This window comes from Streptomyces parvus, assembly GCF_014648875.1.
In the GTDB taxonomy this organism is placed as follows: domain Bacteria; phylum Actinomycetota; class Actinomycetes; order Streptomycetales; family Streptomycetaceae; genus Streptomyces; species Streptomyces parvus.
The window spans coordinates 5,587-30,035 of the sequence record NZ_BMRY01000020.1; the positions used below are offsets into that span (position 1 = coordinate 5,587).

Consider the following 24,449-nt stretch of genomic DNA (forward strand, 5'->3'; position numbering starts at 1 on the left):
TCATTCACGTGCTCCGTCGCCGAGCTGGTCGCGGATCAGGCTGATCAACTCGTCGTCGTCGGCGGCCTGGATGCGGTCGGTCGCGGTGTTCTCGGCGGCCGGCTGGTCGGTGGTCCATTTGTCGAGGAAGGCCTGCAGGCGGACGGTGACCCGTGCCTTGGACAGTCCGTCCGGCGGTGAGTCGGCCATTGCTGCTTCCAGTGTGTCCAGTGCCCCGATGAGTGGCTCGATGTCGGTGGCCGGATCGGCGCCGGGCAGCGTGGCGTGCAGGTGGTCGGCGAGGGCGGCCGGTGTCGGGTAGTCGAAGACGATCGTCGACGGGAGCGGTGTGCCGCACTGGCGTGCCAGCAGGTCCCGGAATTCGACGGCGGTCAGCGAGTCGAAGCCGAGGTTCTGGAAAGGGCGCGTGCTGTCGATCTGCTCGTGGGCGGCGTAGCGGAGTACGACGACCAGTGCGCTTCTGATCACCTCTGTCAGTTCGGCCAGGCGTTCGGGTGTGTTCAGTGTGGCGAGTCGGGCTCGTAGGCCGGTGTCGGCTTCTTCCTCGGTGGGTGGGTCGGTCGGTGCCAGGGCGTTGGTGGCCTCGGGCAGTTCGCGCAGGAGTGGGCTCGGCCTACTGGAGGTGAACGCCGGGGCGAACCGGGTCCAGTCCACGTCGGCGACGGTCAGGTTCGTTTCGCCGCCGTCGATCGCCTGTGCCAGTGCGGCGATCGCGAGGGATGGGTCGAGTGGTGCGAGGCCGCGGCGGCGTAGGAATTCTTCCGCCTCTCCGGAGACTGCCATGCCGGCGTCGGCCCAGGGGCCCCAGGCAACCGAAGTGGCGGCCAGGTTGTGCTGGGCGCGGCGCTCGGCGAGCGCGTCCAGGTAGGCGTTGCCGGCGGCGTAGAGTGCTTGGCCGCCGCTTCCCCAGGTGGCGGCGATGGAGGAGAACACGACGAAGAGCTCCAGGTCGGCGCCTTCGGTGAGCTGGTCCAGGTGGGTGGCGCCGAGCATTTTACCGTCGGTGATCTTCGTGATGTCTGTGAGTCGGGTGGTTGCCACCGGGCCGGATTGGGCGACGCCGGCGGCGTGGACGATGCCGATCAGGGGGCGATCGGCCGGTACGGCGGTGAGCAGTTCGGATACCGCGTTCCGGTCGGCGACGTCGCAGTGGGTGATCGTGGCGTGTGCGCCGAGGGTCCTCAGTTCGGCGATCAGTTCGTCGGCTCCGGGTGCCTGTGCGCCGCGGCGGCTGGTGAGGAGCAGATGCGACACTCCGCGTTCGGCGAGCCATCGTGCGACCGAGGCGCCCAGTGCGCCGGTGCCGCCGGTGACCAGGACCGTGCCTGGTCGGGAGGGTGCCCAGGCGGGTGCGGCGGGGTCGGGTTGGTCTGCACGGACGAGGCGGCGGGCGTGGAGCCGGCCGTTGCGAAGGGCGATTTGGTCTTCTTCCGTGTCGCCGCTCAGTGCGGCGGCGAGTTGGGTGAGGTCGTGGTGGCCGTCGGTGGGGAGGTCGATGAGGCCGCCCCAGCGCTGTGGGTGTTCCAGCGCTACGGCCTGTCCGAAGCCCCACAGCCGTGCGTGCTCGGCTCGGGTGATGTGGTCCGTCGTGTCGATGGCGACGGCGCCGCGGGTCAGGGTCCACAGCGGGGTGGTGAGTTCGGCGTCGCCGAGGGCTTGGACGAGGGTGAGGGCGAGGGCGAGTTCGGCTTGGTGGCCCGCCGCGTGCACGACTCCGCGGAGGTTGTCTGCCGCGGCTGCGGCGAGTTGGGTGGCCAGTTGGCGCCGGTCGGGGTGGGTGGCGTCGATCGTCAGGGGCAGGACGTCGGCTCCGGCGGTGCGGAGTGCGTCTTCGATGTCGGTGCTGTTGTCGTCGCCCGTCTCGGTGACGAGGAGCCAGGTGCCGTCGAGGGTGGCGGCGGGGGTGGTGACCGCGGTCCATTCGACCCGGTAGCGCCAGTTGTTCACCGTTGCGTGCTGCTGTGATTGCCGTCGCCACGACGAGAGTGCCGGGAGGACCTCGGTCAGGGCCTCCGGTGGTGCGGTGAGCCGGAGGGTGCCGGCGATCTCAGTTGCGTCCTGGCGTTCGACCGCCGCCCAGAACCGGGATTCGCCGGGGGCCTCGGCCGGTGCCGGGGCCGGGGTTGTGTTCGCCGGTTCGGGCCAGTACCGGTCGCGCTGGAACGCGTAGGTGGGCAGTGTGATCTGTCGGCCGTGTGCGGGTATCGCCGCGGCCCAGTCGACGTCGGCGCCGACGGCCCATATCCGGCCGAGGGCGGCCCACGCCGTGCGCACCTCGTCGCGGTCCCGTCGTAGGACGGGGGCGAAGGTGCCGGTTGCGCCGGACTGGCGGGTCATCGCGCAGAGCACTCCGTCGGGGCCGACCTCGACGAAGCGGGTGGCACCGTGTTCGGTCAGCTGCCGTACGCCATCGGCGAATCGGACGGTTTCGCGTACCTGACGGATCCAGTACTCGGGTGTGGCCGGGTCCGCGCCGGCCATCGCGGGAACGACCGGGATACGGGGATCGGCGAAGGCCATCGGCTCGACGGTCTTCGCGAACTCGGCGAGCATGGGTTCCATCAAGGCCGAGTGGAAAGCGTGGGACACCGTGAGCCGGCTGGTCCTGCGTCCCTGGGCCGACCACTTCCCGGCGAACTCCTCGATCGTCCGGGTGTCGCCGGAGACCACCACCGAGGTCGGACCGTTCACCGCAGCGATGTCCAGACGGCCCTGAATACCGGCGGACACCTCTTCCTCGGTCGCCTCCACCGCGAGCATGGCCCCGCCCGCGGGGAGCGCCTGCATCAGGCGGCCCCGGACTGCGACCAGCTCGCACGCGTCAGCCAGCGTGAGGATTCCCGCGCAGTGGGCGGCCGCGATCTCACCGACCGAGTGCCCGAGCAGAACGTCCGGGACCGCACCCCAGGACTCCAGCAGCCGGAACACCGCCACCTCGACGGCGAACAGCCCGGCCTGCGCCCACACCGTCTCATCGAGCCCGTCACCGCCGAAGACGACATCACGCACCGGGCGTTCCAGGTGCGGTTCCAGCTCCGCGCAGACCGCGTCGAAAGCATCGGCGTACACGGGGAACGTCTCGTACAGTCCCCGTCCCATACCGGCGCGCTGTGCACCCTGCCCCGTGAAGAGGAACGCGGTTCGGCCTTCGCTGGTCGTCTCCGAGATCAGGTCGGTGGCTGGTTGGCCGGTGGCGAGTGCGGTGAGGCCGGTCAGGAGGTCGTCGTAACCGTCGCCCGTGACGACCGCGCGGTGCTGGAGGTCGGCGCGGGACAGCAGGGACCTGGCGATGTCCGTCGCCGGCTCCGGGTGTGTGGAGAGGGTGTCGTGCAGTCGCCCGGCTTGTGCGGCGAGTGCGGTGGCGGTGCGGCCGGATATCAGCCAGGGCGGTGTCGTTCCGTCGGCCGGGTGGTCGGTCGGGGGTTGTTGCTCCGCCGGGGCCGGTTCGGCTTCCAGGATGATGTGGGCGTTGGTGCCGCTGATACCGAAGGAGGAGACGCCTGCTCGGCGTGGGCGGCCCGTTTCTGGCCACGGTCGCGTCTGGGTGAGCAGTTCCACCGCGCCGGCCGACCAGTCGACCTGGGTGGTGGGCTCATCGGCGTGCAGTGTGGGCGGCAGTGTGCCGTGTCGTAGCGCCATCACCATCTTGATCACGCCTGCGACACCGGCGGCGGCCTGGGTGTGGCCGATGTTCGATTTGATCGAGCCGAGCCAGAGCGGCCGGTCGGTGTCGCGGTCCTGGCCGTAGGTCGCGAGCAGGGCCTGGGCCTCGATGGGGTCGCCGAGTTTGGTGCCGGTTCCGTGGGCCTCGACCGCGTCCACTTCCGTCGGTGACAGTCGGGCGTCGGCGAGTGCCTGTCGGATGACGCGCTGTTGGGAGGGGCCGTTGGGGGCGGTGAGGCCGTTGGAGGCGCCGTCCTGGTTGACCGCGCTGCCGCGCACCACCGCGAGGATCTCGTGGCCGTTGCGGCGGGCGTCGGAGAGCCGCTCCACCAGGAGTACGCCGACGCCCTCGCCCCAGCCCGTGCCGTCCGCGTCGGCGGAGAAGGCTTTGCAGCGGCCGTCGTTCGCGAGGCCGCCCTGCCGGGCGAACTCGGTGAACGCCGCTGCGGTGGACATGATGGACACGCCGCCGGCGAGTGCGAGATCGCATTCGCCGCGCCGTAGGGCCTGTGCGGCGAGGTGGAGTGCCACGAGGGACGACGAGCACGCCGTGTCGATGGTGAGTGCGGGTCCTTCCAGGCCGAAGGCGTAGGAGACCCTGCCGGACAGTACCGCGGCCGCGTTGCCGGTGGCGGTGTGGGCGTCGAGGCCTTGGTCGTCGGATCCGGCCAGCACTACGGGGTAGTCCTGTCCGTTGGTGCCGACGAACATTCCGATGGATCGGCCGCGCACCGCGTGCGGGTCGATTCCGGCGGATTCGAAGGTTTCCCACACGGTTTCGAGGAGCAGCCGTTGCTGGGGGTCCATGGCCATGGCTTCGCGCGGGCTGATTCCGAAGAGTCCGGCGTCGAATTCCGCGGCTCCGTCGACGAAACCGCCGCGCAGTGCGAGGGAGCCGGGCAGTGCGGTGAGGTCCCAGCGCCGGTCGGTGGGGAAGGTGGTCATGGCGTCCACCTTGCCGATGAGCAGGTCCCACAGTTCGTCGGGGTTGCCGACGCCGCCGGGCAGTCGGCACGCCATGCCGACGAGTGCCAGCGGCTCGTCCGGCTCGGTGGTGGTTCTCGTCGGGGTTTGGGTGGCCGGTGTCCGCGGCTGTTCGTTGCCGGGGAGTTGTTCGCCGAGGAACTGTGCCAGCTCTGTGGGGGTGGGGTGGTCGAAGACCAGGGAGGCGGGCAGTCGCAGTCCGGTGCTTGTGCCGGCGAGGTTGCGGAGTTCCACGGCTGCCAGCGAGTCGAAGCCGAGGTCCCGGAATGCCTGGCCGGCGCCGACCGCTTCCGCCGAGTCGTGTCCCAGTACGGTTGCCGCCCATGTGCGGACCGCTGCGAGCAGCAGTGCGTGGCGTCGGCCTGCGGGTGCTGCGGTGAGTTCCGCGCGGAGCTGTGTGGCGGGTGTGGTGTTGGTGGCCGGGGTTCGGGCGGAGGCTGCTTCGGGCAGTTCGGTGAGCAGTGGGCTGGGGCGTGTGGCGGTCAGTGCGGCGGCGTAGCGTGGCCAGTCGATGTCGGCGATCATCGGGTCCTGGTCGCCGGTGGTGAGGGCTCCTGCCAGGGCGGTGAGGGCCAGTTCGGGGTCTAGTGGGGACAGGCCGCCGCGTCGTAGCCGGTCGGTGACCGTCTGGTCGCCTGCGGCCATGCCGTCCTGGGCCCAGGGTCCCCAGGCGATCGAGGTGCCGGGGAGTCCTCGGTGTCGGCGGCCGTGCATCCATGCGTCGACGAAGGCGTTGGCGGCGGCGTAGTTGCCCTGTCCGGCGCTGCCGAGTGTCGCGGCGAGCGAGGAGAAGGCCACGAAGAAGTCCAGTTGTGCTCCGTGGGTCGCTTCGTCCAGTGCGACGAGTCCGGAGGCCTTCGCGGCGAGGACGGTCTGGAAGCGTTCGGGGGTGAGTGTGTCGAGTGTGCCGTCGTCCAGTGTTCCGGCGGCGTGGACCACTCCGATCAGTGGGTGCTGGGCGGGGAGGCGCTCAAGTACGCCGGTCAGTGTGGTGCGGTCGGTGATGTCGCCGGTCTCGACGGTGACCTGGGTGCCGCGGTTGGCGAGTTCGGCGACGAGTTCGGGTATGCCCGGTGCCCGGGTGCCGCGTCGGCCGATGAGGACGATGTGGGGTACGCCTCGGTCGGAGAGCCAGCGGGCGGTCATCGTGCCGAGTGCTCCGGTGCCTCCGGTCACCAGTACGGTGCCGGGCCGGGATGGTGACCATGGGGTGTTGTCGGTGGTTTCCGCGCGCACCAGGCGGCGGCCGTAGACGCCGGCTGCGCGTACCGCTATCTGGTCCTCGCCGGTGTCTCCGCCGAGGATGGCGGTGAGGCGTGCTCCTGCTCGGGTGTCCAGTACGGCCGGGATGTCGAGGAGGCCGCCCCAGCGGTCGGGGTGTTCCCGTGCGGCGACGCGGCCGAGTCCCCAGATCTGTGCGGGTTGCGGGGCGGGGGCGGTGTCCGACGGTCCGACCGAGACGGCGCCGGTGGTGAGTGCCCAGAGGGGGGCGTCGATTTCGGCGTCGCCGAGGGCTTGGAGCAGGCGCAGGGTGAGGTGGAGGGCGGCGGGTGTTTCGGGGTGCGGGGTTGCGTCGTCCGCCCAGGCGGCGAGCGAGATCACTCCGCTGACCGGGCCGGCCTCGGCGAGTTGCGCGGCGAGGGCTGATCGGTCCGTGCTGGTGGGGGTGAGGTGGATGGTTTCGGCGCCCGCGTCGGTGAGTGCGCGGGACAGTTGGTGGGTGGGGGCGGGGGTCGGCTGGTTTTCGGGGGTGATCACCAGCCAGCGGCCGGTCAGTGCGGGGGTTGTGGGCAGGTCGGGGATCGGGCGCCAGGTGGTGAGGTAGCGCCAGGAGTCGACTGCGGACTTCTTCTGCTGGTGTCGCCGCCATGTGGACAGCATCGGGAGTGCCGCGCCGAGCAGGTCCGGCGTGCTGGGGTTGTCCAGGAGATCGGCGAGTGCGTCGATGTCCTGGTGTTCGATGGCGTCCCAGAAGCGGGAGTCCGTCGTGTGGGGGGCTGGTTGTGTGGCCGCGGTGGTGCGCGGCCAGTACCGGTCGCGTTGGAACGGGTAGGTGGGGAGGGTGGTGCGGCGGCCGGCGGGGGCGAGTGCGGACCAGTCGGTGTTCGCGCCGTGGGTCCACAGCCGGGCGAGGGCCTGTAGCGCGGTGGTGGTGTCGTCGCGGTCGGCTCGGAGGATCGGGGCGGTGGTGGCGGCGATGTCGGTCTGTTGGGCCATCCCGCACAGCACCGCGTCCGGGCCAAGTTCCACCAAGCGGGTGGTGCCTTCCTGTCGCAGGGCGTCGATTCCGTCGGCGAAGCGGACGGTTTCGCGGACTTGTCGTACCCAGTAGTCCGGGCTGGAGAGGAGTCCGGGCTCGGCGAGCCGGCCGGTGAGGTTGGACACGAGGGGGATGCGTGGCTCGGCGAAGCGGGTCTTCTTCAGTACGGTGGCGAATTCGGCGAGCATGGGTTCCATCAGGGCCGAGTGGAAGGCGTGGGAAACGGTGAGCCGGCTGGTCCTGCGTCCCTGGGCCGACCAGGTCGCGGCGAACTCGTCGATCGTCCGGGTGTCGCCGGAGACCACCACCGAGGTCGGACCGTTGACGGCGGCGATGTCCAGGCGGCCTTCGGTCGTAGCGGTGGCCTCGGCCTCGGTGGCTTCCACCGCGAGCATGGCCCCGCCTGCGGGGAGCGCCTGCATCAGGCGGCCGCGTGCGGCGACGAGCCGGCAGGCGTCGGTGAGTGAGAACACCCCGGCGCAGTGGGCGGCCGCGATCTCGCCGACTGAGTGCCCGAGCAGGACGTCCGGGGCCACGCCCCAGGACTCCAGCAGCCGGAACACCGCGACCTCGACGGCGAACAGCCCGGCCTGCGCCCACACGGTCTCATCGAGTCCGTCGCCGTCGAAGACGACATCACGCACCGGGCGTTCCAGGTGCGGTTCCAGCTCCGCGCAGACCGCGTCGAAGGCATCGGCGTACACGGGGAACGTCTCGTACAGCCCCCGTCCCATACCGGCGCGCTGTGCGCCCTGCCCGGTGAAGAGGAACGCGGTTCGGCCCTGGGTCGCCTCCGCGGCGTGGGTGTGGGGGGCGGTCGAGCCGTCGGCCAGTGCGGCGAGGCCGGTGAGGAGTTCATCGCGTTCGGTGCCGATGACCGCCGCGCGGTGGTCCAGGGCGGCGCGGGTGGTGGCCAGTGACCAGGCGACGTCGTGCAGGTCGGTGTGGTGCTGGGTCATGAGTCCGCGCAGTCGTGCGGCCTGGGCGCGGAGGGCGTCGGCGGTCTTCGCGGACAGTGTCCAGCCCAGGGGGTGTGGGGTGCGTGCGGGTGCGGGCGCCTCGTCGTCGGGTGTCGGGGCGTTTTCCAGCACGATGTGCGCGTTGGTGCCGCTGATGCCGAACGAGGACACTCCGGCCCGGCGGGGCCGGCCGGTGGTTGTCCAGGGGCGTGCTTCGGTGAGCAGTTTCACCGCGCCGGTGGTCCAGTCGACGTGCGGGGTCGGTTCGTCCGCGTGGAGGGTCGCGGGGAGTATGCCGTGTCGCATGGCCATGACCATCTTGATCACGCCGGCGACGCCCGAGGCCGCTTGGGTGTGGCCGATGTTGGACTTGATGGAGCCCAGCCAGAGCGGGTGGTTGTCGTCCCGGTCCTGGCCGTAGGCCGCCAGGAGTGCCTGGGCCTCGATGGGGTCGCCCAGGCGGGTTCCGGTGCCGTGTGCCTCGACGGCGTCGACGTCGTTCGGGGTCAGGCCCGCGGTAGCCAGTGCTTGGCGGATGACGCGTTGTTGGGAGGGGCCGTTGGGGGCGGTGAGGCCGTTGGAGGCGCCGTCCTGGTTGACCGCGCTGCCGCGCACCACCGCGAGGATCTCGTGGCCGTTGCGGCGGGCGTCGGAGAGCCGCTCCAGGACCAGGACGCCTACGCCTTCGCCCCAGCCGGTGCCGTCTGCGCTGGCGGCGAAGGATTTGCAGCGTCCGTCGGAGGCCAGTCCGTCCTGGCGGTCGAATTCGGCGAACGCGGCGGGTGACACCATGACCGTCACGCCGCCGGCGAGCGCCATCTCGCACTCACCGTTGCGCAGCGCCTGTGCCGCCCAGTGCAGGGCCACCAGGGACGAGGAGCAGGCGGTGTCGACGGTGACCGCCGGTCCCTCCAGGCCGAAGGTGTAGGCCACGCGGCCGGAGATCACGCTGTTGGCGGTGCCGACCAGGCGGTATCCGTCGGCGCCTTCGAGGTCGTCGCCCGGGCCTCCGTATCCGGAGGCGGAGGCGCCGGCGAAGACGCCGACGGGGCGGCCGCGCAGCGAGCGCGGGTTGAGTCCGGCGGACTCGAACGCTTCCCAGGCGGCTTCGAGGAGCAGCCGCTGCTGCGGGTCCATGGCGAGGGCTTCGCGTGGGCTGATTCCGAACAGGGCGGCGTCGAACTGTGTGGCGTCGTCGACGAATCCGCCGCGGGCGGCGGTGCCGGTCACGACGTCGCTGGGCCATCCGCGGTCGGCCGGGAACTCGGTGATGCCGTCGATGCCGTGTGCGACGAGGTCCCAGAGTTGCTCGGCGTTGCGTACTCCGCCGGGGTAGCGGGCGCTCATGCCGACGATCGCGATGGCGTCGTCCACGGCGCCGATGGTGGTGGTGGGCTGAGTGGCCGGGCCGGTGTGTTCGAGGAGTTCGGCGGCCAGGTGTTCGGCCAGTGCGGTGGGGTTGGGGTGGTCGAAGACCAGGGTGGCCGGCAGGGCCAGTCCGGTGTCGGTGCCGAGCAGGTTGCGTAGTTCGACGGCGGTGAGCGAGTCGAAGCCGAGGTCGCGGAAGGAGCGTTCCGGTTCGATTGCTTCCGGGGAGGTGTGGCCGAGGGAGACGGCGGTGCGGGCCCGGATCAGGTCGAGCAGCATGCCGTGGCGGCGGCTCTCGGGTGCTGCGGTCAGTTCGTCGCGGAAGGTCGAGCTCCGGTCGGTGGGGGTGGTGGGGGTCGGGGCCAGGGCTGTGGTGGCTTCGGGCAGGTCGGTGAGCAGTGCGCTGTTGCGGCCGGAGGTGAAGGCGGGGGCGAAGCGCTGCCAGTCGACGTCGGCGACGGTGACACAGCTCTCGTCGAGTTCCACGGCGCGTTGGAGGGCGCGGATGGCGAGGTCCGGTGCCATAGCGTTGAGGCCGTGGCGGTGGAGGTATGCCTCGGCTCCGTCCCGTCCGGCCATGCCGTCGCCTTCCCACGGGCCCCAGGCCACGGAGGTGCCGCTGCGTCCGTGTGCGCGGCGCTGTTCGACGAGTGCGTCGAGGTGGGCGTTGGCGGCGGCATAGACGCCTTGTCCGCCGCTGCCCCAGGTGGCGGCGATGGAGGAGAAGACGACGAACAGGTCCAGGTCGGTTGTGCGGGTCAGTTCGTCGAGGTGGGCGGCGGCGGTGGTCTTGACGTCCAGGACGCGGGTGATCTCGGTTTCGTCGGTGTCGGCGAGCGGTACGGCCTGTCCGGCGCCGGCCGCGTGCACGATGCCGGTCAGGGGGTGTTGTGCGGGGATGGTGTCCAGGACGGCTGCCAGTGCTGTGCGGTCGGTGACATCGCAGGCGGCGATGGTGACCTGGGTGCCGTGGGCGGCGAGTTCGTCGGTGAGGCCGGTGGCGTTGGGGGTGTCGGGGCCTCGGCGGCCCAGGAGCAGCAGGTGTGGTGCGCCTCGTTCGGCCAGCCAGCGGGCCACGTGGGTGCCGAGGGCCCCGGTGCCGCCGGTGATGACGATGGTTCCGGTGGGTGTGTAGGGGGTGGTGGTGGGTTCGTCGGCGGTGGCGCGGGCCAGGCGGCGTCCGTAGGCGCCGGAAGTGCGTACGGCGATCTGGTCCTCGTCGGTGTCACCGGCCAGTACGGACAGCAGGATGCGGGTGGCGCGGTCGTCGAGTTCGGCCGGGAGGTCGATCAGGCCGCCCCAGCGGTGGGGCTGTTCGAGTGCGGCGACGCGGCCGAGTCCCCAGGCTTGTGCTTGGGTCACTTGGCGCAGTGGATCGGAGCGGCCGATCGACACTGCTCCGCTGGTGAGCATCCACAGGGGTGCGTCCAGATGCATGTCGTCGAGGCGTTTGAGCAGTGCGACCGATTCGGTGACCGTGTCGGTGGACGGGGCCAGGGCGATGACTCCGGTGACGTCGGCGGGGGCGCCTGGTTCCTGTCGGCCGGTTTCGCGGTCCAGCAGGGTGGCTTCGGCGCCGGCGGCGCGGAGTGCGTCGGCGAGGCGGGCGGCTTGTTCGGCGTCGGCCGGGGCGGCTGCGACGAGCCAGGTGCCGGAGAGTGTTGCGGTGGTGCTGGTGAGGTGGTTGAGCGGGGTCCAGGTGACGCGGTAGCGCCAGGATCCGATCACTGATTCCTGGTGGCGGGAGCGCCGCCACTGGGAGAGCGCGGGGATCACGGCGTTCAGGTGGAGGGATGCGTCGGGCAGGTTGATGGTGTCGGCGAGTTCGGTCAGGTCCGCGCGGTCGACGGCGGCCCAGAAGCGTGTTTCGTCGGCGTCGGCGGGGGTGGCCGGATGGGTCGTGGTCTGTGGCTGTGGCCAGTAGCGTTCGCGCTGGAAGGCGTAGGTCGGCAGCGTGGTGGGGCGGCCGGTGGGGAGTACTGCCGGCCAGTCGATGTCGGAGCCGGTGGCCCAGAGGCGGCCGAGGGCGGTCAGGGCGGTTTCGTGTTCGTCCCGGTCGCGGCGGAGTACGGGGGCGAACACGGCGTCGGGGAGGCTTTGTTGTGCCAGGGTGCAGAGCACTCCGTCGGGGCCGACCTCGACGAAGCGGGTGGCGCCGTGTTCGGTCAGCTGTCGTACGCCGTCGGCGAATCGGACGGTTTCGCGTACCTGACGGATCCAGTAGTCGGGTGTGGCCGGGTCCGCGCCGGCCATGGCGGGGACGACCGGGATACGGGGTTCGGCGAAGGTCATCGGCTCGACGGTCTTCGCGAACTCGGCGAGCATGGGTTCCATCAAGGCCGAGTGGAAAGCGTGGGACACCGTGAGCCGGCTGGTCCTGCGTCCCTGGGCCGACCACTTCCCGGCGAACTCCTCGATCGTCCGGGTGTCGCCGGAGACCACCACCGAGGTCGGACCGTTCACCGCAGCGATGTCCAGACGGCCCTGAATACCGGCGGACACCTCTTCCTCGGTCGCTTCCACCGCGAGCATGGCCCCGCCCGCGGGAAGCGCCTGCATCAGGCGGCCCCGGACTGCGACCAGCTCGCACGCGTCAGCCAGCGTGAGGATTCCCGCGCAGTGGGCGGCCGCGATCTCGCCGACCGAGTGCCCGAGCAGAACGTCCGGGACCGCACCCCAGGACTCCAGCAGCCGGAACACCGCCACCTCGACGGCGAACAGCCCGGCCTGCGCCCACACCGTCTCATCGAGCCCGTCACCGCCGAAGACGACATCACGCACCGGGCGTTCCAGGTGCGGTTCCAGCTCCGCGCAGACCGCGTCGAAAGCATCGGCGTACACGGGGAACGTCTCGTACAGTCCCCGTCCCATACCGGCGCGCTGTGCACCCTGCCCGGTGAAGAGGAACGCGGTTCGGCCTTCGCGGACGGTGCCCGGGACGACGTTGGCGGCGGGGTCGCCGCCGGCCAGTGCGGTCAGTCCCGCGAGGAGTTGGCTGTGGCCATCGCCGATGACCGCCGCGCGGTGGTCCAGTGCGGTCCTGGTGGTGGCCAGCGACCAGGCGACGTCGTGTGCGGGGGTGTCGGTTTCGGTGAGGGTGGTCACCAGGCGTTCCGCCTGGGCGCGCAGGGCTTGGGGGGTGTGCGCGGAGAGCAGCCAGCTGACCGGGCCGGGCGGGGGTGTGGGGGTGGTGCGGGAGGGTGCGGGTGCTGCGGCTTCCAGGATGACGTGGGCGTTGGTGCCGCTGATGCCGAATGACGACACTCCGGCGCGCCGGGGTCGGTCGGAGCGGGGCCAGGGGCGTGCTTCGGTGAGGAGCTCGACCGCGCCGGCCGACCAGTCGACGTGGGTGGTGGGTTCGTCGGTGTGGAGCAGCGTCGGTGGCAGTTCTTCGTTGCGCATCGCCAGGACCATCTTGATGACGCCCGCGACGCCGGCGGCGGCCTGGGTGTGGCCGATGTTGGATTTCACCGACCCCAGCCACAGCGGGCGGTCCGCGTCGCGGCCCTGGCCGTAGGTCGCCAGGATTGCCTGTGCCTCGATCGGGTCGCCGAGTTTGGTGCCCGTGCCGTGGGCCTCGACCGCGTCGACTTCCGGTGCGGTGAGCCGCGCGTTCGCCAGGGCTTGGCGGATCACGCGCTCCTGGGAGGGGCCGTTGGGGGCGGTGAGGCCGTTGGAGGCGCCGTCCTGGTTGACCGCGCTCCCCCGTACCACGGCCAGGACTTCGTGGCCGAGCCGTTCGGCGTCGGACAACCGTTCCACGAGGAGCAGGCCGACGCCCTCGGACATTCCGGTGCCGTCGGCGCCGGAGGAGAAGGCTTTGCAGCGTCCGTCGGAGGCCAGACCGCGCTGGCGGTCGAATTCGGTGATCACTCCGGGGGTGGCGAGGACGGTGACGCCGCCGGCGAGCGCCATCTCGCACTCGCCGTTGCGCAGTGCCTGCACGGCCAGGTGGAGTGCCACCAGGGAGGAGGAGCAGGCGGTGTCGACGGTGACGGCCGGTCCTTCGAGGCCGAAGGTGTAGGCGAGCCGGCCGGATGCCACGCTGGTGGTGGTGCCGGTCATCAGGTGGCCGAGTGCGTTGTCCGGGAGTTGCATGCCGACGCCGTACTGGGCGTGGGCGGCGCCGATGAACACTCCGGTGGGTGTGCCGTGGGCGTGCGAGGTGGCGATTCCGGCGGATTCGAACGCTTCCCAGGCGGTTTCGAGGAGCAGCCGCTGCTGCGGGTCCATGGCGAGGGCTTCGCGTGGGCTGATTCCGAACAGGGCGGCGTCGAATTCTGTCGCTGCGTCGAGGAATCCGCCGCGGGCCGCTTCGGCGGCGACGATGTCCAGCGGCCAGCCCCGGTCGGTGGGGAAGGCGGTGGTCGCGTCCACGCCTTCGCGGACGAGGGGCCAGAGGTCTGCCGGGGAGGTGACGTGGCCGGGGAGCCGGCAGGCCATGCCGACGATCGCGATGGGTTCGCCGGGTGCGGTGGCGGTCGTCGGGCGGGGGGCCGGTGCGGGGGCGGGTTCGCCGCCCAGGCGGGTGCTGAGGTATTCGGCCAGGGCGGTGGGGGTCGGGTGGTCGAAGACGAGGGTGGCGGGGAGCCGGAGGCCGGTGGCGGAGTTGAGCCGGTTGCGGAGTTCGACGGCGGTGAGCGAGTCGAAGCCGAGGTCGCGGAAGGCGTGGCGGGCGCCGACGGCGTCGGCCCGGGCGTGGCCCAGTACGGTCGCGGCGTTGCCTCGGACGAGGTCCAGTACGAGGTCGCGCCGGTCGGTGGCGGACAGTGCGTGCAGTCGGGTGGCGAGCGCGGTGTGGTTTTCCTCGGTCCGGCCGGCGGCGCGCCGGCCGGCGGGGCGGATGAGGCCGCGCAGCAGTGCGGGGACCTCGCTGCTGCGGGTGAGGTCGAGGGGGATGGGCAGCAGGTGGGGGGTGTGTGATGCGGCTGCGGCGTCGAACAGTGCCAGGCCCTGTTCGGTGCGCAGGGTGGTGATCTTGCGGTTCGGGGCCGGGGTGGTGTCGTCGAGGAGGTGGCCGGTCATGGTGCTGGCCTGCTGCCAGAGGCCCCAGCCGAGGGACTGTGCGGGCAGGCCGCGGGCGCGGCGGTAGGAGGCGAGGGCGTCGAGGAAGCTGTTGGCGGCCGCGTAGTTGGCCTGGCCGCCGGTGCCGAGGGTGGCGGAGGCTGAGGAGTAGAGGACGAACAGGGCGAGGTCGGTGTCGAGGGTGAGGTCGTGGAGGTTGACGGCGGCGTCGACCTTGGGGCGGAGTACCGCCTCGACCCGTTGGGGGGTCATGGATGCGAAGACGCCGTCGTCGAGGATGCCGGCGGCATGGATCACGCCGGTCAGGGGGTGCTGGTCCGGTATCGCGGCGAGTACGTCGGCGAGCGCGGTGCGGTCGGCGGCGTCGCAGGCGGTGACGGTTGCTCGGGCGCCCAGGGCGTGGAGGTCGGCGAGGAGTTCGGTCGCGCCGGTGCTGTCGGCGCCCCGGCGGCTGAGGAGGGTGAGGTGGCGTACGCCGTGTTCGGTGACCAGGTGCTTGGCGAGGAGGCCGCCGAGTGTGCCGGTGCCGCCGGTGATGAGGACGGTGCCGTCGGGGTGGAGCGGCGCCGGGACGGTGAGTACGTTCTTGCCCACGTGGCGGGCCTGGCTGATGTGCCGGAATGCGGGTACCGCTTCGCGTACGTCCCATGCGGTGAGCGGCAGGAGGTCCAGTGCGCCGGTGTTGAAGAGGTCGAGGATGTCGGTGAGGATCTCCCGGACCCGGTCGGGTCCGGCCTCGGCGGGGTTGAAGGCCTGGTAGCGGACGCCCGGGTGGTCGGCTGCGACCTGTGCGGCGTCGCGGAGGTCGGTGCGGCTCAGGTCGGCGAACCGGCCGCCGTCGCCGAGGAGGCGCAGGGACGCGTCGACGAATTCGCCCGCGAGGGAGTTCAGTACCACGTTCACGCCGCGGTCGCCGGCGGCGGCCCGGAAGCGCTCTTCGAAGCCCAGGTCGCGGGAGGAGGCGATGTGTGTGTCGTCGAGGCCGGCGGCGCGCAGGGTGTCCCATTTGGTGGGTTTGGCGGTGCCGAACACTTCCAGGCCGAGGTGGCGGGCGAGTTGTACCGCTGCCATGCCTACGCCGCCCGCTGCGGAGTGCACGAGTACCGATTCGCCCGGCTGGGCGTCGGCCACGTCCACCAGCCCGTAGTAGGCGGTGGCAAAGGCGACCGGTACGCCGGCGGCTTGGGCGAAGGTCCAGCCGGTGGGTATGGGGGCCAGCAGTCGGTGGTCGGTGATCGCGCCGGAGGCTATGCCGCCGGTGAAGAATCCGAAGACGCGGTCGCCGACGGCGAGTTCGGAGACGTCGGGGCCGGTCTCGGTCACGATGCCGGCTGCTTCGGCGCCCATCTGCGCCTGGTCCGGGTACATGCCGAGCGCGAGCAGTACGTCGCGGAAGTTGACGCCGGCTGCGCGTACGGCGACCCGTACCTGGCCGGCGGTGAGGGGGGCGTCGGGGACGGGGATCAGCGCCAGGTTGTCGAGGGTTCCCTCGTCGGTGACGTCCAGTCGCCAGGCTGCGGGTCCGGCGGGGAGGGTCAGGCCGTCGTCGGTGTGGGGGCGGGCGAGGCGGGGCGCCCAGGCCTCGCCGTCGCGTACGGCGAGCTGTGGTTCGCCGTCGATGAGGGCCCAGGTGGGCCAGGTGTCGTCGTCGGTGGAGGCGGGGTCGCGGTCCAGCAGGACGATACGGCCGGGGTGTTCGGACTGTGCGGAGCGCAGCAGGCCCCAGGCCGCCGCTCCGGCGAGGTCGGTCACCCTCTGGCCGGGCAGGGCGGGGACGGCCCCGCGGGTGAGGACCACCAGACGGGTGTCGAGGTAGCGGTCGTCGGCGAGCCAGTTCTGGACGGTGCGGAGCACGTCGCAGGTGGTGCGGTGGACGGTGTCCGCCGACAGGTTCGTTGCGGGCGGGGGGTCGGGGAGGGTGAGGACGGCGACGGGTGGTGCGGTGGCGGTCTGCGGGGTCGGTCCGGCGGGGTCGAGGCGCAGCCATGGGGAGGTGTCGGGCGGGGTGGTGCCGGGGTCGGGGAGCCTGGTCCAGTCGACGGTGAACAGGGCGTCGCGCAGGTGCTGTTCGCCGGTCTGCCGGAGGGTGTCGGGGGTGATCTCGCGCAGGACGAGGGTGTCGATGGTGACGACGGGGGCGCCGGTGGGGTCGGTGGCCCGTACGTTGAGGCCGTCGGGGGTGGTGGTGAGTACGACGCGGAGCACGGTCGCTTCGGTGGCGTGGAGTGCGACGCCGTTCCATGCGAAGGGGAGCCGGGTGCCGGTCGTGGTGTCGGTGTCGGCGGTGACCGCGGCGGCGTGCAGGGCCGCGTCCAGCAGTGCGGGGTGGATGCCGAATCCCGCGGCGTCGGCTGTTTCGGGGAGTTCCACCTCGGCGTAGAGGGTGTCGCCGTCGCGCCAGAGGGCCCGCAGGCCCTGGAACGCCGGGCCGTAGCCGTAGCCGGCATCCGCCAGTCCGTCATAGAAGCCGGTCACGTCCACCGGTTGTGAGCCCGGGGGCGGCCAGGGCGTCGACTCCGCGGGGACGGTCGCGGGGGTCTCGCCCAGCAGGCCGGTCGCGTGGCATTCCCATGCGGCGTCGTCGGAGGGCCGGGAGAACACCTCGACGGGGCGGTCCCCGGTTTCGTCGGGGGTGCCGACGGTGACCTGGAGGGCGACACCGGTCCGGGTGGGGAGTGCCAGCGGTTTCTGAAGGATCAGTTCGCGCAGGAATCCGGTGCCGACCTGGTCGCCGGCGCGGAGTGCCATCTCCGCGAAGGCGGTGCCGGGTACGAGTGTCTGTCCCCCTACCGTGTGGTCCTGGAGCCATGGGTGTGACGACTGCGACAGTCGTCCCGTCAGTACGGCGCCGCCGGTCGGCAGGCCGACGGACGCGCCCAGCAGGTGGTTGTCCAGGCTTTCCTGTCCTACGGCCGACACGTCTCCGGATGCCACCGGGCGGGGCCAGTAGCGTTCGTGTTGGAAGGCGTATGCCGGGAGTTCCACACGATCTCCGGCCGGTACGACCGACGTCCAGTCGACCTCGACCCCCGCGACCCAGGCCTCGGACAACGCGGTCAGGAAACGCTCCTCACCACCCTCGCCCCGGCGCAGCGAACCCACCACCACCACATCCGTGTCCGCCGCCTCCGCCGTCTCCTGAACACCAACCGCCAGCACAGGATGCGGACTGCACTCCACGAACACCGACCGCCCATCGGCCAGCAGAGCACGCGTGACGTCCTCGAACCGCACCGTCGAACGCAGATTCTCGAACCAGTACCCCGCACCCATCGACGCCGTATCGACCGGAGCACCCGTCACCGTCGAATACAACGGCACACTCGACGACACCGGACTCACACCCGCAAGATCCGACAGGATCCGCCCCCGCAACTCCTCCACCTGCACCGAATGCGAGGCATAGTCCACCGGAACACGACGCGCCCTCACCCCCCGCACCTCACACAACCCCAGCAACTCCTCCAACACCTCCGGCCGCCCCGACACCACCGTCGACCCCGGACCATTGGCCGCCGCCACCGACAACCCCCCACCCACACCACCGATCAGACCCTCAACCACACCCCGGCCCGCAGCGACCGACACCATCCCCCCACCACCCGCCAACGCCAGAATCGCCCGGCTCCGCAACGCCACCACCCGGGCCCCGTCCTCCAACGACAGACCACCCGCCACCACCGCCGCAGCGATCTCCCCCTGCGAATGACCCACCACCGCCGACGGCACCACCCCACAAGCAGCCCACAACCGCCCCAACGACACCATCACCGCCCACAACACCGGCTGCACCACATCCACCCGGGACAGCACACCCTCATCACCACTCTCGATCACCTCCAGCAACGACCAGTCCACCCACCGCCCCAAAGCCCGCTCACACTCCACCAACGACTCCCGGAACACCACCGACCAACCCGCCAGCTCACGCCCCATCCCCACCCACTGCGAACCCTGACCCGGAAAAACGAACACCACGTCACGCCCACCGGTGACCACGCCCCGCACGGAACCGGCGGACGCCCCCTCGATCACCGAGCCCAGGCCCTCCACCGCGCCGTTTCGGTCGGCGGCCAGCACCACCGCGCGGTGTTCCAGTCCTGCCCGTGACAGCAACGAGCTTGCGACATCCGACAGTTGGGGTGCGGAATCACCCGTCACAAGGTCCCGCAGCCGGTTCGCCTGTCCCGCAAGGGCCGCTTCCGTCTTCGCCGACAGCAGCAGGGGCACCACCCCGGAACCCTCCCCGGCCTCCGGCACCACGACCGGCACCGCGACGGGCACCGGCTGCGCCTGCTCGATGATCACATGCGCGTTCGTACCACTCATCCCGAACGACGACACACCCGCCCGACGCACACGACCCGTCTCCGGCCACACCCGCGACTCCACCGCCAGCCTCACCCCACCCGCCGACCAGTCCACATGCGACGACGGCTCATCAACATGCAACGTCGCCGGAACCACCCCGGCCCGCACCGCCTCCACCATCTTGATCACACCCGCCACCCCGGCAGCCGACTGCGTATGACCGATGTTCGACTTCACCGAACCCAGCCACAACGGACGCTCCACATCCCGGCCCCGGCCATAGACCGCCAACAACGCCTGCGCCTCGATCGGATCACCCAGACGGGTCCCCGTGCCATGCGCCTCCACCACATCCACATCCGACGCCTCAAGACGTGCATTGGCCAGGGCCTGCCGGATCACCCGCTCCTGGGACGGGCCATTGGGCGCCGTCAGACCGTTCGACGCACCGTCCTGATTGACAGCACTCCCCCGCACCACCGCCAGCACCTCATGCCCCAGACGCTCGGCGTCCGACAGGCGCTCCAGCACCAGCACGCCGACACCCTCGGACCAACCCGTACCGTCCGCCGCCTCGGCGAACGCCTTGCACCGCCCGTCCCCGGCCAACCCGCCCTGACGGCTGAACTCAGCGAAAATACTCGTGCCCGCCATCACCGTCACACCACCGGCCAACGCCATGTCACACTCACCACTGCGCAGCGCCTGCACCGCAAGATGAACCGCGACCAACGACGACGAACACGCCGTGTCCACCGTCACAGCAGGCCCCTCCAACCCGAACGAGTACGCCACCCGACCCGAGATGACACTGTTGGAACCGCCCGCCAGCACATGCCCCTCCGCGCTGGTGAAGAGGTCGGTGCCCTGGCCGTAGCCGGATGTCGAGGCGCCGATGAGTACGCCGGTGCGGGTGTGTTTCTGCGAGAGCGGGTCGATGCCGGCGTGTTCGAAGGCCTCCCAGGCCGCTTCCAGCAGGAGCCGCTGCTGGGGGTCCATCGCCAGCGCCTCGCGGGGTGATATCCCGAAGAGTGCCGCGTCGAACTCGGTTGCTCCGTCGACGAATCCGCCGCGGCGGGCGTAGTCGCCGTCGCCGTCCTCGGGCCAGCCGCGGTCGGTGGGGAAGTCGGAGATGACGTCGCGGCCCGAGGCCACCACGTCCCACAGTTGGCGTGCGGAGTTGGCTCCGCCGGGGTAGCGGCAGCTCATGCCGACGATCGCGATGGGATCGTCGGTGGTCGTGGCGGTGCGTGCGGAGGTCGCGGCGGCGGCCACGGTGGTGTCGCCGAAGAGCCGGCCGAGGAGGTGGCCGGTCAACTCGATCGGCGTGGGGTGGTCGAAGACCAGGGTGGCCGGCAGGGGCAGCCCGGTCTCGGAGGTGAGCACGTTGCGCAGTTCGACCGCGGTCAGCGAGTCGAACCCGAGGTCGCGGAAGGCGCGACGGGGCTCGACCACGGCGACGCTCGTATGCCCCAGTACCAGCGCGGTGCGGGCGCGGACCGCGTCCAGCAGCAGCCGGTGCCGTTCGGACTCGGGAGCGGCGGTGAGCGCGTCGCGGAGTTCGGTGGACGGGGTGTCGCTGCCGGTGGTCTCCGTGAGCGGTTGCTGCGCGTCGGGGAGTTCGGCGAGCAGGGGGCTCGGGCGCGCGGAGACGAACGCCGGGGTAAACAGCTTCCAGTCGACGTCGGCGATGCTCACGGTGGTCTCGTCGTGGTCGACGGCGGTCGCGAGTGCCCGGAGGGCGACGTTGCGGTCCATCACCGACAGGCCGCGGCGCCGCAGGAAGTCGGCGACCTCGTCGTCGGCGGCCATGCCGACCTCGGCCCACGGTCCCCAGGCGATCGCGGTTCCGGCCAGGCCTTGGGAGCGGCGGTGCTCCACCAGGGCGTCGAGGAAGGCGTTTCCGGCGGCGTAGGCTCCCTGGCCGCCGCTGCCCCAGGTCGCGGCGATGGAGGAGAAGACGACGAACAGGTCGAGTCCGTCGGTGAGTTCGTCGAGGAGCACGGCGCCGGTGACCTTGGCGCGCATCACCTCGGCGACCGCCTTCTCGTCGGTGTCCAGCAGCTGGGCCGAGACTCCGAGGCCGGCGGTGTGCACCACACCGGTGAGGGGGAATTCGGCGGGTACGGCGGCCAGTGCCGCGGTGAGTGACTCGCGGTCGGCCACGTCGCAGCCGACGACGGTCACCCGGGTGCCCGACGCTTCGAGTTCGGCGGTGAGTTCACTCGCGCCGGGTGCGTCCGTGCCGCGACGGCTCAGCAGCAGCAGGTGGGGCGCTCCGCGCTGGGCGAGCCATCGGGCGACGTCTCCGCCCAGCCCTCCGGTACCGCCGGTGACCAGTACGGTGCCGGTGGCCGTCCAGTGGGGTGCGGAGCCCTGCGGCAGTGGGGCGCGTACGACGCGGCGGCCGTAGGCCTTCCCGTCGCGGAGCGCGACCTGGTCCTCCTGGGTCGTGCCGCCGAGCAGCGCGGCCAGCCAGTGGCCGGTGGTGGTGTCGCTGTGGGCCGGCAGGTCGATCAGTCCGCCCCAGGTGGCGGGGCGCTCCAGTGCGGCGACCCGGCCGAGCCCCCACACGGGTGCCTGTTCCGGGTGGAGCAGCGGGTCGCTGTCGCCGGTGGACACCGCGCCGCGGGTGAGGCACCACAGGGGGGCGGCGAGTTCGGTGTCGGCCAGTGCCTGGTAGGTGCGGAGCAGCGGTGCGAGTCCGGTGGGGTCCGAGGGTCGTGGGCTGGTGCCGCCCAGGAGGGTCACGACGCCGTCGGGGGCGGCGGCGGTCAGCCGCCCGGTGAGGGTGGCCCGGTCGTCGTCAGGGGTGAGGGTGAGTTCGGTGACTTCTGCTCCGGCGGTGCGCAGGGCGTCGGCCACGTCGTGGGCGGGGTCGCTGTCGTCGGTGGTGACGAGGAGCCAGGTTCCGGTGAGGGAGCCGCCGGGGGTGGCGGTCAGGGGGTTCCATCGCGTCCGGTAGCGCCAGGATTCGAGGGTGGATTCCTGGCGCAGGGACTGTCGCCAGGACGACAGGGCGGGGACGAGGTTCGTCAGGGTTTCGGGGTCGTCGCGCAGCTGGAGGGTGTCGGCGAGTTCGGTGAGGTCCGCGCGTTCCACCGCCTCCCAGAACCGGTCCTCGTCCGGGGAGGTGGACGGTTGGGTGGTGTGCGCGTCGGGCGTGGCCTCGGGCCAGTAGCGGCGGCGCTGGAAGGCGTAGGTGGGCAGGTCGATCCTGCGGCCTTCAGGGAGCAGGGTGCGCCAGTCGACCTCGGCGCCGGAGGTCCAGAGCCGGGCGAGCGCGGTCAGCGCGGTGGTGGTGTCGTCCCGGTCCTTGCGCAGTACGGGTGCGAACACGGCGTCGGCGGCGGTCTGCTGGGCCATGGCGCAGAGCACTCCGTCGGGGCCCAGTTCCACGAAGCGGGACACGCCCTGTTCCTGCAGTCGTACCACTCCGTCGGCGAACCGGACCGCGTGCCGTACCTGCCGCACCCAGTATTCCGGGTTGGACATCAGTCCGGGCTCGGCCACGTCGCCGGTGAGGTTGGACACGAGGGGGATGACGGGGTCGGCGAAGTCCAGTGCCCGTATCGCGTCGGCGAATTCGGCGAGCATGGGTTCCATCAGGGCGGAGTGGAACGCGTGGGAGACGGTGAGCCGGCGGGTGCGGCGCCCCTCCCCCGCCCAGCGCGTCGCCAACGCGTCGATCGCGTCCTGGGAGCCGGAGACCACCACCGAGGTGGGGCTGTTGACAGCGGCGACGTCGGCTTGGCCGGCGAGGGCGTCGAGGACCTCGCTCTCGGTCGCCTCGACGGCGAGCATCGCGCCGTCCGAGGGCAGTGCTCCCATCAACCGGCCGCGTGCGGCGACGAGTTGGCAGGCGTGAGGCAGGGAGAGGACTCCGGCGCAGTGCGCGGCGGCTATCTCGCCGACGGAGTGGCCCAGCAGCAGGTCCGGGGCGACTCCCCAGGACTCCAGCAGCCGGAAAGCGGCGACCTCGATGGCGAACAGACCGGCCTGCGCCCATGCGGTCCGGTCCAGGTCGGCGCCGCCGTGGAACACCATGTCCTTGAGCGGGCGGTCGAGTTTCGGGTCCAGTTGCGCGCACACCGCGTCGAAGGCCGCGGCGAACACCGGGAACGATGTGTACAGTCCGCGGCCCATGCCGGCGCGTTGTGCGCCCTGGCCGGTGAAGAGGAAGCCGGTCCTTGCCTCGTGCGCCGTTCCCGTGACCACACCGCCGGCCGGGAGCGCGGCGGCCACGTTCTTCAGTCCTTCGCGCAGTTCGGTCTCGTCGGCGCCGAGCACCACGGCGCGCCGTGTCAGCGGGGCCCGGGTCGTGGCGAGCGACCAGGCCACGTCGGCCGGGTGCTCCGCGTGGTCCGGGAGCCGGTGGGAGAGGCGTTCGGCCTGTGCGCGCAGCGCTTCGGCCGTCTGCGCGGACAGGGGCCAGAGCAGCGGTCCCGGGAGCGGGTCGGCGGCCGGGTCCGCGGGCTGCTGGGCCGATGCGTCGAGGGCCTGTGCCGGTGCTTCTTCGAGGATCAGGTGGGCGTTGGTGCCGCTGACGCCGAACGCGGAGACGCCGATCCGGCGTGGCGCGTCGTGGCGGGGCCATGGGCGGGCTTCGGTGAGCAGGCGGACGCCGCCGCCTTCCCAGGTGACGTGGGGGGTGGGGGCGTCGGCGTGCAGGGTGCGCGGCAGCATGCTGTTGTGGAGCGCCAGGACGCTCTTGATGACGCCGACCACGCCTGAAGCGGCCTGGGTGTGGCCGAGGTTGGACTTGGCCGAACCGAGCCACAGGGGTCGGTCGTCGGTACGGTCCTTGCCGTAGGTGTCCTGCAGCGCTTCGAGTTCGATCGGGTCGCCGAGCGCGGTTCCGGTGCCGTGTGCCTCGACGGCGTCGACGTCGGCGGTGGTGAGCCGGGCGTTGGCGAGTGCCTGTCGGATGACGCGTTGTTGGGAGGGGCCGTTGGGTGCGGTGAGGCCGTTGGAGGCGCCGTCCTGGTTGACCGCGCTGCCTCGGATGACGGCGAGGACGTCGTGGCCGTTGCGGTGGGCGTCGGAGAGCCGTTCGATCAGCAGTACGCCGACGCCTTCACTCCAGCCGGTGCCGTCCGCCTCGGCGGCGAACGACTTGCACCGCCCGTCGGAGGCCATGCCGCCCTGCTTGCCGAATTCGGTGAAGGCCGCCGGGGTGGTGATCACGGCGACGCCGCCGACCAGCGCCCGGCCGCACTCGCCCTGCCGCAGCGCCTGGACCGCCAGGTGGAGGGCGACCAGGGAGGAGGAGCAGGCGGTGTCCACGGTGACCGCCGGGCCCTCCAGCCCGAACACGTAGGAGAGGCGGCCGGACAGCACGCTGCTGGCGGTGCCGGTCAGCTGGTAGCCCACCGTGGACTCGGGCATCCGGCCCACCGTGTCGTATCCGGAGGGTGAGGCGCCCACGAAGACGCCGGTGTCGCTGCCGGCCAGTGTGTGCGGGTCGATGCCGGCGCGTTCGGCAACCTCCCACGCCGCTTCGAGCAGCATGCGCTGCTGGGGGTCCATCGCCAGGGCCTCACGCGGGTTGATCCCGAACAGTGCGGCGTCGAACTCGGCTGCGTCCGGGACGAATCCACCGCGGCGGGTGTAGCCGCCGGTTTCCTCCACGGTCTGGGTCCAGCCGCGGTCGTCGGGGAAGTCGACGATCGCGTCGGTGCCGTCGGCGAGGAGGCGCCAGAGGTCCTCCGGGGCGCTGACGCCGCCGGGCAGCCGGCAGCTCATCGCGACGATGGCGATGGGTTCCTGGGCCGCTCTGCGCATCTCCCGGTTTTGCTGGCGGAGCCGGTCGACTTCCTTGAGCGAGGCTCGGAGGGCCTCGACGGCCTTGTCGCTGCGCGTGTTCATCGAGTTCTCCA

The 24,449-nt window shown here is 71.5% G+C and carries 1 protein-coding gene; it reads right to left on the reverse strand.

All coding sequences use genetic code 11. From position 1 onward, the window contains the following. Entirely contained in the window at positions 1–24,438 is a 24,438-nt protein-coding gene (locus IE140_RS34925) for a type I polyketide synthase (RefSeq protein ID WP_189461046.1), read from the reverse strand. Positions 24,439–24,449: the final 11 nt, after the last annotated feature.